12 protein-coding genes are annotated in these 13,640 nt (G+C 69.5%); 6 read left to right on the top strand and 6 right to left on the bottom strand.

Annotated features, from left to right (window positions below):
• Positions 1 to 308: 308 nt before the first annotated feature.
• A complete protein-coding gene (gene galE / locus ABZ470_RS06345; RefSeq protein ID WP_362910348.1) occupies positions 309 to 1,271 on the bottom strand; it encodes a UDP-glucose 4-epimerase GalE in 963 nt (320 codons plus the stop codon).
• Positions 1,272 to 1,393: 122 nt separating this feature from the next.
• On the opposite strand from galE, the gene ABZ470_RS06340 reads away from it, so the two are divergent.
• From ABZ470_RS06340 to ABZ470_RS06330, 3 genes are all read left to right on the top strand, one after another.
• On the top strand, positions 1,394 to 2,707 hold the full coding sequence (locus ABZ470_RS06340; protein WP_352010057.1) for a hemolysin family protein: 1,314 nt from the start codon (positions 1,394 to 1,396) through the stop codon (positions 2,705 to 2,707).
• A gap of 14 nt (positions 2,708 to 2,721) precedes the next feature.
• Positions 2,722 to 3,726, top strand: a complete 1,005-nt coding sequence (trpS, locus tag ABZ470_RS06335) for a tryptophan--tRNA ligase (RefSeq protein ID WP_352010056.1) — start codon at positions 2,722 to 2,724, stop codon at positions 3,724 to 3,726.
• A 75-nt stretch (positions 3,727 to 3,801) separates the two neighbouring features.
• Complete coding sequence (locus ABZ470_RS06330; RefSeq protein WP_362910346.1) at positions 3,802 to 4,746, top strand: YihY/virulence factor BrkB family protein; 945 nt, start codon at positions 3,802 to 3,804, stop codon at positions 4,744 to 4,746.
• Between the two features lie 4 nt (positions 4,747 to 4,750).
• Here the strand turns inward: ABZ470_RS06330 and ABZ470_RS06325 are convergent, their stop codons facing one another.
• From ABZ470_RS06325 to ABZ470_RS06310, 4 genes are all read right to left on the bottom strand, one after another.
• The gene (locus ABZ470_RS06325) at positions 4,751 to 5,293 is read right to left on the bottom strand and encodes a hypothetical protein (protein ID WP_352010054.1); all 543 of its coding nucleotides are present in this window, start codon (positions 5,291 to 5,293) and stop codon (positions 4,751 to 4,753) included.
• Positions 5,294 to 5,305: 12 nt separating this feature from the next.
• Positions 5,306 to 5,947 (bottom strand): response regulator transcription factor, encoded by a 642-nt coding sequence (locus ABZ470_RS06320; protein ID WP_352010053.1) that lies wholly within the window; start codon positions 5,945 to 5,947, stop codon positions 5,306 to 5,308.
• A complete protein-coding gene (locus tag ABZ470_RS06315) occupies positions 5,938 to 7,182 on the bottom strand; it encodes a sensor histidine kinase (RefSeq protein WP_362910343.1) in 1,245 nt (414 codons plus the stop codon). The genes ABZ470_RS06320 and ABZ470_RS06315 overlap by 10 nt, the downstream gene beginning before the upstream one ends.
• Before the next feature lie 87 nt (positions 7,183 to 7,269).
• Positions 7,270 to 8,406: a D-alanyl-D-alanine carboxypeptidase gene (locus tag ABZ470_RS06310; RefSeq protein WP_362772816.1), complete on the bottom strand. Its 1,137-nt coding sequence runs from the start codon at positions 8,404 to 8,406 to the stop codon at positions 7,270 to 7,272.
• Positions 8,407 to 8,506: 100 nt separating this feature from the next.
• On the opposite strand from ABZ470_RS06310, the gene ABZ470_RS06305 reads away from it, so the two are divergent.
• Complete coding sequence (locus ABZ470_RS06305; protein ID WP_362910341.1) at positions 8,507 to 8,704, top strand: hypothetical protein; 198 nt, start codon at positions 8,507 to 8,509, stop codon at positions 8,702 to 8,704.
• Here ABZ470_RS06305 and ABZ470_RS06300 read toward each other — a convergent pair.
• On the bottom strand, positions 8,678 to 10,018 hold the full coding sequence (locus tag ABZ470_RS06300) for a peptide ligase PGM1-related protein (RefSeq protein WP_362772810.1): 1,341 nt from the start codon (positions 10,016 to 10,018) through the stop codon (positions 8,678 to 8,680). The genes ABZ470_RS06305 and ABZ470_RS06300 overlap by 27 nt on opposite strands.
• Before the next feature lie 883 nt (positions 10,019 to 10,901).
• Here ABZ470_RS06300 and ABZ470_RS06295 point away from each other — a divergent pair.
• Together ABZ470_RS06295 and ABZ470_RS06290 are read left to right on the top strand one after the other, a co-directional pair.
• Entirely contained in the window at positions 10,902 to 12,137 is a 1,236-nt protein-coding gene (locus ABZ470_RS06295) for an amidohydrolase (RefSeq protein WP_352010048.1), read from the top strand.
• A gap of 370 nt (positions 12,138 to 12,507) precedes the next feature.
• Complete coding sequence (locus ABZ470_RS06290; protein ID WP_352010047.1) at positions 12,508 to 13,584, top strand: BMP family ABC transporter substrate-binding protein; 1,077 nt, start codon at positions 12,508 to 12,510, stop codon at positions 13,582 to 13,584.
• Positions 13,585 to 13,640: the final 56 nt, after the last annotated feature.

The following is a 13,640-nucleotide window of genomic DNA, read 5'->3' as shown; positions in this document are numbered from 1 at the left end:
GGGCGCGTCGGTGCTTTCCCTCGTCGTTCGTCCGCTTCGCTCCCTCACTCCTCAGTCCAAGCACCGACGCGCCCAAGCCGGGCCTCTTTGCGACGCCTGGCGGCGTCGCGGGCTTGGGCGCTTCGGGTCGGTGTCTTCCCTCGTCACTCCGTCGCTGCGCTCCTGCGTTCCTCAGTCCAGACACCGACGCGCCCAAGCCGACACCCCTCACACACGGCACCGGTAAGGCCAAGATCAAACCCCTCACACCCGGTGCCGGTAGGGCCAAGCCGAACCCCTCGCACCCGGTGCCGGGGGAGGAGTTGTGGTCAGGGGGTCTGTAGGGCGGTCCAGGCGTCGGTGACTATTTCCTTGAGGGTCGGGTGCTCGGGCTTCCAGCCGAGGTCGCGTTGGATCTTCTCGGAGGAGGCGACGAGTACGGCCGGGTCGCCTGGCCTGCGGTCGAGTTCGACGGCGGGGATCGGGTGGCCGGTGACCTCGCGGCAGACCGACAGCACCTCGCGGACGGAGAAGCCGGTGCCGCTGCCCAGGTTGTAGATCCTGTGCTCGCCGGGGGAGCAGGCGTTCAGCGCCAGCAGGTGCGCCCTGGCCAGGTCGGCGACGTGGACGTAGTCGCGCACGCATGTCCCGTCGGGCGTGGGGTAGTCCGTGCCGAACAGGCTGACCGTCTCGCGCCCGCCGAGCGCGACGGCGAGGACGTTAGGGATCAGGTGGGTCTCCACGGTGTGCCGTTCGCGGTAGGTTCGCCCGTCCGGCGCGGTGTAGGCGCCGCCCACGTTGAAGTAGCGCAGGCTCACCGCGGCCAGGCCGTACAGGCCGGCGAAGGCGGTCAGGGCCGTGTCGACCGCGAGCTTGGAGGCGCCGTAGGGGTTGGCCGGCCGGGTCGGGTCGGTCTCCAGGATGGGGGAGCGCTCCGGCTCGCCGTACGTCGCGGCGGTGGAGGAGAAGACGATCCGGCCGACTCCGGCGGCCCGCATGGCGTCGAGCAGGGCGAGGGTGCCGCCGAGGTTGTGCCCCCAGTACAGGCCGGGCTTGTCGACGGACTCGCCGACCAGGGACCTGGCCGCGAAGTGCAGGACACCGTCCACGCCGGTCAGCACGCCGGAGGCGTCGGTGATCGACCCCTGGACGAACCGTGCGCCGGAGGGGACCGCGTCGGCGTGACCGGTGGAGAGGTCGTCGAGCACGACGACCTCGTGGCCCGCCTCGACGAGCTGCGCCGCCACGACGCTCCCGATATATCCGGCACCACCGGTGACCAGCAGCTTCACAAGACCTCCTGTTTGATGATGTGGGTATGTGTTTATTTTTGTGAGGACGGTGCCAGCATATGCTTGCACCTCAAATATCGGCCACAGTCGGAACGGGCGGCGGCCATGACGGAGACAATCTCGTGAACAACGTCCTGGCGAACGCGGCCCTGGTCCTGGTCTTCATCCTGGTCGGGGGTTTCTTCGCGGCGGCGGAGATGGCGATGGTCTCCCTCAGGGAGAGCCAGGTGCGCAGGCTGGAGACCCGGGGGCGCAGGGGCGCCAGGGCCGCCAGACTCGCCCACGACCCGAACCGCTTCCTGTCCGCGGTCCAGATCGGCGTGACCGTGGCGACCATGCTCTCGGCGGCCTTCGGCGCCGACACCCTCGCCAGGGAGTTCCAGCCGGTCGTGGCCGGCTGGGGGGTGCCCACGGCGGTCGCGGCCCCGCTGGCCCTGGTGCTGGTGACGCTGGCGATCTCCTACTTCTCGCTGGTGCTCGGCGAACTGGTGCCCAAGCGGATCGCCAGACAGCGGGCCGAGGGCATCTCGCTGCTGGTCGCGCCCTTCCTCGACCGGGTCGCCGCGCTGTCGCGCCCGGTCATCTGGGCGCTGTCCACCTCGACCGACGTCGTGGTCAGGACGCTGGGCGGCGACCCGGAGGCCGACCGCGAGGAGATCACGACCGAGGAACTGCGCGACATGGTCGTCGGCCACCACGAGCTGACCCAGGACGAGCGCGACCTGATCGCGGAGGTCTTCGCCGCGGCCAAGCGCCAGCTCCGCGAGGTGATGCTGCCGCGCACCGAGGTCGAGTTCATGGCGGTCGACACCCCGCTGGCCGAGGCCGCGGTGCTGGCCGCGGCGATGCCGCACTCCCGCTTCCCCGTCTACCGCGACTCCTACGACGACGTCGTGGGGTTCGTGCACATCAGGGACCTGCTCGACCCGGTGCTGACCGGGTCCATCGAGCCGATCAGCGAACTGGTGCCGATCCGCCCGGTCAAGCTCGTCCCCACCAGCAAACGTGTCCTGACCACGCTGTCGGAGATGCGCGGGGAGGGGCACCACCTGGCGATCGTGATCGACGAGTACGGCGGGACGGCGGGCATCGTCACGCTTGAGGACCTGGTCGAGGAACTGGTCGGCGACATCCGTGACGAGCACGACGTCCAGCACAAGCGGGTGGCGCTGCCCGCGGGGGAGGTCGAGCTGGACGGCCTGGCCAACCTCGACATGGTCGAGGCGGAGACCGGCATCAGGCTCCCCGACGGGCCGTACGAGACACTCGCCGGGTTCGTCATGGCCGCCCTGGGACACCTGCCCTCGACGGGAGAGCGGGTCGAGATCCCTGGGTTCGAGCTGTCGGTCACCGGAATGGACGGCCGCAGAGCGTCAAGAATCCGGATAAAGCGTCGAGCGCCCGCGTCCGGCGCACCGAACACTCCCGACAGCTGACACAATTACCAGCTATGGCCAGTCCCCGTGTCCTCTCCGGAATCCAGCCCACCGCAGACTCCTTCCACCTGGGCAACTACCTTGGCGCGGTGCGTCAGTACGTCGCCATGCAGGAGGGGTTCGACGCCTTCTACTGCGTCGTCGACCTGCACGCGATCACGGTGGACTACCAGCCCGAGGACCTGCGCAGGCGCAGCAGGATCGCCGCCGCCCAGCTGTTCGCCGCGGGTCTCGACCCCGAGCGCTCGACGGTCTTCGTGCAGAGCCACGTCCGTGAGCACACCGAGCTGGCCTGGGTGCTGATCTGCCTCACCGGCATGGGCGAGGCGGCCAGGATGACCCAGTTCAAGGACAAGTCCGCCCGCTACGGCGAGGGCTCGGCCAGCGTCGGCCTGTTCACCTACCCCATCCTGCAGGCGGCCGACATCCTGCTCTACCAGGCCGACCAGGTCCCGGTCGGAGCCGACCAGAAGCAGCACCTCGAACTCACCCGCGACCTGGCCCAGCGCTTCAACCACCGCTTCGGCGAGACCTTCACGCTGCCCAAGCCGCACATCGTCAAGGACGTCGAGAAGATCACCGACCTGCAGGACCCGACGGCGAAGATGTCCAAGTCGTCCTCCTCGCCCGGCGGCATCCTCGACCTGCTCGAACAGCCGGGGCCGCTGCGCAAGAAGGTCATGCGCGCCGTCACCGACACCGGTTCCGAGGTCCTGGCCGACGACGAGAACAAGCCCGGCGTCACCAACCTGCTGCGCATCCAGTCGGCCCTGACCGGCACGCCGATCCCCGAGCTTGAGGCCCGCTACGCCGGGCAGGGCTACGGCACCTTCAAGAAGGACGTCGCCGAGGCCGTGGTCGACACCTTCACCCCGATCAGGGAGCGCACCGAGAAGCTGCTCGCCGACGAGGCCGAGCTCGACCGGATGCTCGCCGTCGGCGCCGCACGGGCCCGCGCGGTCGCCGCGGAGACCATGGCCAAGGTCCGCGACCGGGTGGGGTTCCTGCCCACCGTCTGACGCCTCCCGCCCCGGGCCGTACGTCCCACGTGGAGTCATACGTACGGCCCGGCGGTATTTGGGTAGGTGACGCGCGTGACAAGCGTGCGAGAGCGGATCGTCGCGATCCGTGAGCGGGGTAGGGCGACGATCGCCTCGGAGCGGATCAGGCGTCCCTGGTTCGACCATCTGATCAGAACCGTGCAGCGCTACCAGCTCCAGTCGGGGGACCGGCTGGCCGGAGCGGTGACCTACTTCGCCTTCCTGTCGTTCTTCCCGATCATCGCGCTGGCCTTCGCGGTCTTCGGCTACTTCCTCTCCGTACGGCCGGACGCCATCGCGACGTTGCAGCAGGCCATCGACCAGTACCTCCCCGGGCTGGCCGACCAGCTGCCGATCAAGCAGATCGCCGACTCCCGCGGCAGCGCCGGGGTCATCGGCCTGTTCGGTCTGCTCTACGCGGGGCTCGGCGCGATCGACGCGCTGCGCGGCGCGCTCCGCGAGATGTCGATGACCGCCGAACCCCCGCTCAACTTCCTCCTGGCCAAGCTCAGGGACCTGGCCGCCTTCATCCTGGTCGGCGTCACGATGATCGCCTCCGTGCTGGTCGGCGGAGTCGCCACCCAGGCGGGCGGGTTCGTCGCGGAGAAGCTGGGCCTGTCCGCCTCGATCGCGGGGAGCTGGTCACTGTGGCTGCTCGGCGTGGCGGTCGGCCTGCTCGCCGACACCGTTCTCTTCGTGATCGTCCTGCGCTGGATGGGCCGGTCGCGGCAGCCGTTCGGGGTGGTCGTGCGGGGCGCGCTGCTGGGCGCGGTCGGCTTCGGCATCCTGAAGCAGCTGGCCGCGCTGATCCTGTCGCGGACCCTCAACAACCCCATCTACGGGGTGTTCGCGGTGATGGTCGGCCTGCTGATCTGGATCAACCTCTCCGCCAGGGTGATCCTCTACGCGGCCGCCTGGACGGAGACCGCGAGGCTCGGCCCGCCGCCGGACCCGACCCCCATCCCCGACGCGGGCGCGCTGGGCGGGGAGCCGGCCTGAGGGCTCAGCCCGCCTCCGCCTCCGCGTCCGGGGACCGGCAGACCGTCCGCTCCGAGGTGAGCGGGCACGGTATGGTCCCCGAACGGGTCACGACCACGACCTTGACGCCCGGCGGGACGGCGAGGGTGTAGTCGGCCCGGCAGGGCGGGGAGGGCGCCCACGGCGGGCCGTAGCCGGGGCAGTCGAGGTCGACCCGCAGCGTCTTGCCCTTCTCCCACACCTCCCGCATCGTGCGGGAGACCTGGGTCGAGGTGAGCTTCTGCCGCACCGTGAGCCTGCCCGCCGTACCGGGGGTGACGCTGACGCCGACCGGGCCGGTGGCGTCCACGATGACCCAGGGGGCGGCCAGCGAGTAGACCTTCGTGCTCTCGCCGTCCGAGGTCCCCCGGCTTTCGATGAGGGAGGAGCCGAAGGATCCGGGGTAGACGAAGTCGTAGGCGCGGGGCAGCTCGATCTGGCCCCAGGTCGTGACGGCGAGCCCGAGTACGAGGGCGACGCTGAGCGCCCCGCCGACGACGATCCAGGCGGCCCTGACACCGGTTCGCATGCCTGTCCTTCCTCAGATCTTCAGAAATCGCAGTACGGCGAGCACCCGTCGGTGGTCCTTGTCCGCACCGGAGAGGTCGAGCTTGGTGAAGATGTTGTTGATGTGCTTGCCGACGGCGCTCTCGGAGACGACGAGGGCCTCGGCGATCCCGGCGTTCGAACGCCCCTCGGCGATCAGCGCGAGCACCTCGTACTCCCTGCGGGTCAGCCGGTCCAGCGGGTCGCTGCGCCCGCGCAGCAGGAGCTGGGCGACCACCTCGGGGTCGAGCGCGGTGCCGCCCTCGGCGACCCGGCGCAGCGCGTCCACGAACTCGGCGACGTCGGCGACCCGGTCCTTCAGCAGGTAGCCGACGCCGCTGGTCGCGGTGGACAGCAACTGGGTGGCGTAACGCTCCTCGACGTACTGCGACAGCACGAGGATCGGCAGCCCGGGATGCTGCCTGCGCAGCACCAGCGCCGCGCGCAGTCCCTCGTCGGTGTGCGAGGGCGGCATGCGCACGTCGGTGACGACGAGGTCGGGGGTGTGCTCGTCCACCGCGCGCAGCAGCGCGGCGGCGTCGGCGACCGCCGCGACGACCTCGATGCCGACACCGGCGAGCAGGCGGACGAGCCCCTCCCTGAGCAGCACCGAATCCTCGGCCAGGATCACTCGCATGGCAACTCCACCGTGATGGTCGTGGGCCCGCCGTCCGGGCTGTGGATGCTCAGTCTCCCGTCCACGGAGCCGACCCGCTGGGCCAGGCCGCGCAGACCGGTGCCACCGTCCTGGCGGGCACCGCCCCGGCCGTCGTCGTGGACGCTCACGTGCAACAGCCGGTCGCGGCGCAGCACCCTGACCTCCGCCCTGGAGGCCCGAGCGTGCTTGGCGATGTTGGTGAGCGCCTCGGAGACCACGAAGAAGGCCACCGCCTCGATGGTCGGGGAGACCCGTTCCTCCACCTCGACCTGCAGCTTGACCGGGACCGGGGCGCGGGCGGCGACCCCGGAGAGCGCCGCGTCGAGCCCTTGGTCGTTGAGCACCGCGGGATGCAGGCCGCGTACCAGGTCGCGCAGCTCCTTGAGCGCCTGCTTGGCCTCCTCGTGCGCCTGGACGATCACCTCGTGGGCGGGGGCGGGCAGGTCGGTGAGGGTGGTGCGGGCTATGCCCAGGTTCATCGCCAGCGACACCAGCCGCTGCTGCGCGCCGTCGTGCAGGTCCCTCTCCAGACGGCGGCGTTCGGCGTCCGCCGCGTCGACCACCTCGGCGCGGCTCTCCCGCAGGCTCTCCACCCGCTGGGCCAGCAGGTCGCTCCTGCTCGGGCCGAGCAGCGCCTCGGCGGCGATCAGGTCGAGGGCCGTGATCCCGCGCGCCACCCACGGCACGGTGACGAAGAGCGCCAGCGCGATCACGACGGGCGGCATCATGTACCACTCACCGCCCGCCCGCCAGATCTGGACGGTCGTGGGGAGCGCGACCAGGCAGGCGGCCCAGCCGCAGACGACCCCGAGGAAGCCGACCAGGCCGATCAGCGGCGCCAGCAGGTGGTAGCCGAGCTGCCGCCACGTGCCGCCGTCCCTGGCCGCGCGCACCAGCAGCTTCAACGGGTTGCGGGTGCCGAAGCGGCGGTGCGTCCTGGGGATGTCCACGTCGAGGAACGCCTGGAAACGGGCCCGTTGCAGGTGGGTGAGCAGCGGTACGGCCCAGACGAGCAGCAGCAACGCCGCGATCGGGACCACCACGGTCCACACCAGCACGATCGAGGCCGCGACCAGGCCGATGACCACGCCGGAGGACAGCAGGGCGATCGGCAGTCCTGTCACCACGTGGATGGTGCGCAGCCAGGTGAGTGCCGACCAGTGGGCGCGGGCCCAGGCCCGAACCCGGTCCCAGGGGGTGAGCACCTCGTTCATGGCATCAAAGGTATGGACTGGCCGTGCTTGTGTGACAGGGGCGAGGTATCCCGGAAAAAGGTGAGGGAAACTCCACCCCGGCGAGGCTCAGGAGGACCTGCTCCGGGAACGTCTGCGCAGGCCGTACACCAGCAGGACGCCACCGCCGAGCAGACCCGCGCCGAGCCCGTAGACGGCGGGGGAGAGGCCGCCGTTCCCTGCCGGTGCGGCGTCGGCCCTCGGGGCGGTCGAGCGCGCCACCTGGGGCGTCCTCGGTACGGCCTGGCCGGTCGGCGTCGGGGCGGCCTCGGGGAGCGGGTCGACGAGCGTGCCGACCGGCGTGACCCTGCTCCTGGCGGCGAACCCCCAGTCGAGCAGGTCGGCCACCTCGTTCCAGAAGTAGCCGTCGTGCCGCATGATCGTCACGATGATCGTGTGGCCGTCACGCCTGGCCGCGCCGACGAAGCTGCCCAGGGCCTTGGACGTCCAGCCGTTCTTGACGCCGATCATGCCCTTGTAGCGCCACAGCAGCTTGTTGTGGTTGCCGATCTCGTAGTAGCCCTTGGGGGCGGGAAACCTCCCGGTCTTCGTGCTGGTGTAGCGCTGGAAGTCGCGGTTGGCCAGCCCGGCGCGGGCGATCAGCGCCAGGTCGTACGCCGAACTGCTCTGCCCGGGTTTGTCGAGGCCGCTCGGCGTCTTGGCCACGGTGTCGTAGGCCTGCAGGCGCCTGGCCTCGGCGTTCATCTCCCTGAGGGTCTTGGCGAGGCCGCCGTTGGTCTCGGCGAGCGCCATCGCGCAGTCGTTGCCCGAGACCAGCAGCAACGCCTTGAAGAGGTCGTCCACGGTGTACAGGGGTTTGGAGACCAGGCCGACGGCGCTGCCCTCCTCGTTCACCGCGCGGCTGCTCGGCTTGACCTTCATGTTCTTGTCGAGCTTGGGGATCAGGGTGAGCGCCGTCAGCGTCTTGAGCGTGCTCGCCGGGAGGTAGCGTCCGTGCGGGTCCTTGGCGGCGAGCACCTCCCCGGTCTCCGCGTCGGCGACCACGTAGGACTTCGCGGCGGTCTTCGGCGGAGCCTTCACCCCGGAGGGGGCGACGATGCCCCGGGTGCCGAGCGCGGCGCCGCCGACGGGCGCCCTGCCGGCGGAGTGCGTGGTGCCGCCGACCGGCTCGTTGTCGGCGTGTGCGGGAAGCCCGAGCAGGGCGTTCGCCGCCAGCAGCACCCCGACGGGCGCGACGTGTCTCATCCCCATAGTGATCACAGGGTAGCTTCGTACTGATTCGCATCATGTACACGACGCCCTGATCAGGGGCGCAATGGTGCGACGGAGTACTGAACGCATGCAAATGTCGCGAAAGATCGCCGGTTTCTTGGTAGCCGTCGCGGTTTTCATGATCTTCGAGTGGATAAACCTCGGTTTCAACCTCGCCGACGGCCACCCAACGGCCTTCTACGTCGTGCACGGCGTCCTGATCGGGGTCAACATCCTCCTGGGAATCGCCCTCGGGGTGATCGGGCTACGCGGGCTCGCAAAGCGCCCGTAGGGTCCTGTCGTGCAGGTCGGCGGCCTCCTGCGGGGAGTCCCCGATGCTGGTGAAGCCGAGCTTGCCGTACCTGTGGATCGCGCCGAGCAGGTGCAACACGTTCCCGGTACGGCTGTCGCGGTCGAAGCCGAGCCCGCTGTCGTTGACGAACTTGACGACATCGGCGGGCGTACGGCCGAGCAGGCCGTCCGAGGCACAGTTGTCCGTGGCCACGTAGTACTTGGGGCGGTCGCCGCTCACCAGCCCGGTCTGCCCGCCGGAGGAGGCGCCGGTGGTCAGCAGCGCGGCCCCGAACGGGTGGGTGGTGCCGCCGAGACGCAGGTTGATCTCACACAGCAGCGCGCGGTACCCGGCGTCGGTCTTGATGGCGAAGAAGTCGACACCGAACAGCCCGACCACACCGCGTCCGGCGAGCGCCCTGGCGATCCGGTCCGCGCACTCCTGGACCTCGGCGCGGTAGTCGGCCGCGGCGGGGAAGACGCAGCCCTTGTAGACGTCGCCGTTCTGGCCGCCCAGGATCTGCTCGTGCGTGGCGACCACGTGGCAGGAACCGCCCGGAGTGATCATGGCCAGGGCACTCGGGGAGCGCAGCGGGCGCTCCTCGATGAACTCCTCAAGCACCGCGCCCCGCTCGGCGATCTTCTCGGCGAAGGTCACCCATGTCTCGTCGGGGGCGGAGAAGCTCGTCGGGCTCGCGCTGAGCGGCCCGTCCCCCCTGGTCACGACGGCGTTGCCCAGCCCCGAGTAGCTGTTGTTGAGCTTGACCATCAGCCGGGCCGCGGGGTTCAGCGCGCGGGCCGCGTGCTCGACCTCGCTCAGCGAGCGCAGGTCGGAGAATCCCCGTGCCACCGGCACCCCGGCCGCCTCGGCGAGCGTACGGCTCCCGCTCTTCGACCCGAAGGAGGCCAGTCTGCTCGCGGGCCCGTAGATGGGCAGGTTCAACAGCGCCGAGAGCCGCTCCTCGTGCTCGCTGACGATGAACGGCACCATCCAGGCGTCGGCCGTACGGTCGAGGGCCGTGCGGATCCTCGCCAGCAGGTCGGGGCGGCGCAACAGGGACTCGGTGAGTTGGGTCGCTCCCGTATCACCCAAATTGATCATATGTAACCGCGAACGAGCCTCAGCGGGGTCGTCAAGGAAGCTCAGGTAGTAGTCAACCGTGGCGGCGTCCACCGGCGCCGAGGAGAGGTAGACGACCTCGACACCCGGGCGCCGGAGTGTGAGCAGGAAGAACAACATGCGTTCCTCGTAGCAGTAGGCGCCCGTGATCCTGCGGAGTTCGTCCTGGGGAAGCGACAGTGAAGGGACGATCACTATGGTCCCTTCGTCCGGTTCAAAGATGCTCAATCCGGAATGCTTCTCCCCGAACGGGATGCAAGTGATCATAGGCGGAGTTAAACATGCATTCCTCCCCTTTGCATCACTCCGTCGGGTTCTATGACTGGTACCTGAGGACACGGAAATTGGCAGCCCTTCGACGTTTCAAACCCCCACAAACCTGCCACTACCCCCAGAACGGTCCCCCTCCCCACTCCCCACCCCAAACATCGCCACCCGCGACGGCTGGAAGCCCCTGGCCGAGGACACCCGGGGACACCCCGGGAGGGCCCCTCGCCGATGCGACCCTCGCCCCGTGAACGCCGACGGGGTTCGTCCCCGCCCCCTCACGCACAGGGTTTGATCTTGGCTTTCTCGATGCCGGGTGTGAGGAGTGTCGGCTTGGGCGCGTCGGTGCTCGGACTGGGGAGCGAAGGAGCGCAGCGGATGGGCGACGAGGGAAAGCGCCGACCTGGGGCGCCCAAGCCCGCGACGCCGAAGGCGGCGCAAAGAGACACAGCCCGCGCCGCCGCAGGCGGCGCCAAACGTCTAGTCAATCCGGGCCATCATCCCTGGTCCAAGTGGGTCAGGAGATGTGAATGGAGAGCATGGGGCGGCAAAACATTTGGCCGAGATGACGGCGAGGTGTGTCCGAGGGGAGATAAAGTCGAAGTCATCGTCAACACGCCGGTGGACTCTGACCGGCCTGCCGCTTTCGTGCTGGCGGTCCATCGGTCCGCGCCGGAACGGCTCTGGGCACCCCCTCAGGCTTGTCGGTGCGGTGATCGTTTTGTCGACTGCCCCATGATTCACGTGATTGAGGGCAGTGGCACGGTGCGTCGGGACCCAGAGCTGGCAGGCGCGGATAGGACGGTGACCAATGCGGGGGCATAATCTGCGGGGGGAACTGGACGTGTTCCTCGCCGAGACCGGGCAGGAGCTGATCGGTTTCCGGCGTGACCTGCACATGCATCCCGAACTGGCGTTCGCCGAGTACCGGACGACCCAGCGCGTCGCCGACCGGCTGATCGCGGCCGGTCTCACGCCCTCGGTGCTGCCGCGCGGTACCGGCCTGATCTGCGAGGTCGGCAGCGGCGACGGGCCGACCGTCGCGTTGCGGGCCGACATCGACGCGCTTCCCGTGCCGGATGAGAAGGACGTTCCCTACAGTTCGACGGTTCCCGGGGTGTGCCACGCCTGTGGGCACGACGTGCACACCACGGTTCTGCTCGGCACCTCCCTCTTCCTGGCCAGGCAGGCCGAGGCGGGTCTGCTGCCCGGCAGGGTCCGGCTGATCTTCCAGCCCGCGGAGGAGCTTCCCGGCGGCGCGCTTGAGGTCATGGCGGCGGGCGGCATCAGCGGTGTGGACCGCATCTTCGGCCTGCACTGCGACCCCCGGGTCGACGTCGGCAAGGTCGGTCTGAAGACGGGGCCGATCACCTCCGCCTGCGACAAGGTCTTCATCAGGGTCAGCGGTCCCGGCGGGCACACGGCCAGGCCGCATCTGACCGCCGACCTGGTTTTCGCCCTGGCCAAGATCCTGACCGAGCTGCCCGCGGCGCTGTCGCGCAGGATCGACCCGCGTTCCTCACTGAGCCTGGTCTGGGGCCGGGTCGAGGCGGGTTCCGTGGCCAACGCCATTCCCGACGAGGGGCTGGCCGAGGGCACCGTGCGCTGCCTGGACGAGCAGGCGTGGCACGCGGCCCCCGACATGATCAAGGCCCTGCTGGAGTCCGTCGCGGGCGCCTACGGTGTCGAGGCCCGGATGGACTACGTCAGAGGTGTGCCGCCGGTCGTCAACGACGAGGTCAGCGTGCAGATGCTGGCCGAGGCGGCGGGGGGCGTGCTGGGCGAGGGTTCGGCCGAGCCGACGCAGCAGAGCCTGGGGGGCGAGGACTTCGGCTGGTACCTGGAGTCGATCCCCGGGGCCTTCGCCAGGCTGGGCACCCGTACGCCGGGGACGCCGCATCCGGGTGACATCCACCAGGGCACCTTCGACGTCGACGAGTCCTGCATCGCGGCCGGGGTGCGTTTCCTCGCGGCCACGGCGCTGACCGCCCTGTGGGAGGGGCAGCGGCCCAGCGCGAGCGAGCACGTGGCGGGGGCCATCGCCTGAGGCGTCGTCGCCCGAAGCGCCGCCGTATGAGTGCCTTCGCCTGAAGTGATGTCGCCTGAAGCGCCGTCCCGGACGCCGGTCACCGGCGTCTGGGTGGCCGCCGGTGACCGGAGTAGGTGAAACCCGGACGGATCACCCGTGGGCCTCCGCATGGAAGACGGTGCCCTACCGTGACGCTACCGTGACGACACCCGAAGCTACCGTTCGGTAGGATCGGCCGTCCCTGTGGGTCACGAGGTGGCGTGAGCTGCATAACAGACCTGTTGCGGACTGGTGTGCTGGTTTGGTCAACCCTGGTCAACCAACTATCTTCCGTGCAGGGTTGCCGTGCGTCTCCTCGCGCGTGCACTGAACGCGAAGGGGGTCCATCTTGCTTCGGAACCGGTTCGGCAGGCTGACCGCGGCGGTGGTCGCGGGAGGCATGCTCATGGGGGCTGCCGCGTGCGGGGGAAGCGAGGAGCCGGCGACGTCGGCCAAGCCCGACGCCAGCGCGAGTGGCGCTCCGCAGGAGAAGGGACCGAAGGTCGGTCTGGCGTACGACATCGGCGGTCGCGGTGACCAGTCCTTCAACGACGCCGCGGCCGCGGGCCTCGACAAGGCCAAGACCGAGCTGAGCCTGGCCGACACCAAGGAGCTCGAAGCGGGCAGCGGCGAGACCGAGGCGGCCAAGGAGGAGCGGCTCAGGCTGCTCGCCCAGGGCGGTTACAACCCCGTCATCGCCATCGGTTTCGCCTACTCGGCCTCGCTGAAGAAGGTCGCCGCCGAGTTCCCCAACGTGCAGTTCGCGATCGTCGACGACGCCGCGGCCACCGGCCCCAACATCTCCAACCTGCTCTTCGCCGAGCAGGAGGGCTCCTACCTCGTCGGTGCCGCCGCGGCGCTGAAGTCGAAGAAGGAGCACATCGGTTTCGTCGGCGGTGTCCAGGTGCCGCTGATCCAGAAGTTCCAGGCCGGTTTCTACGCCGGGGCGAAGAAGATCAAGCCTGACGTCCAGATCGACGTCAAGTACCTCACCCAGCCGCCGGACTTCACCGGCTTCAACGACCCGGCCAAGGGCAAGACCGCCGCGCAGGGCATGTTCGACGCGGGCGCCGACGTGGTCTACCACGCCGCGGGCGGTTCCGGTGGCGGCGTGTTCGAGGCGGCCAAGTCCGCCAAGGGGCTGGCCATCGGCGTCGACTCCGACCAGGCGAAGACCGCCGCGCCCGAGGTGCAGGGCGTGATCATGACCTCCATGATCAAGAAGGTCGACGTCGCCGTCTTCGACTTCCTCAAGGGCTTCACCTCCAACTCGCTGAAGCCGGGCACCACGGTCTACGACCTCAAGGCGGGCGGTGTCGACTACTCGACCACCGGCGGCCAGGTCGACGACATCAAGGCCCAGCTCGACGAGCTCAAGCAGAAGATCGTCTCCGGCGAGATCGTCGTCCCCGACAAGACCTCCTGATCCACGACCTCGAAGGGCCCGGCGGATTCCTCCCCGGGCCCTTTGGGTAACGTCCA

It is taken from the genome of Streptosporangium sp. NPDC020072, from assembly GCF_040631445.1.
GTDB lineage: Bacteria > Actinomycetota > Actinomycetes > Streptosporangiales > Streptosporangiaceae > Streptosporangium.
This window is presented reverse-complemented; position numbering and strand designations above follow the sequence as displayed.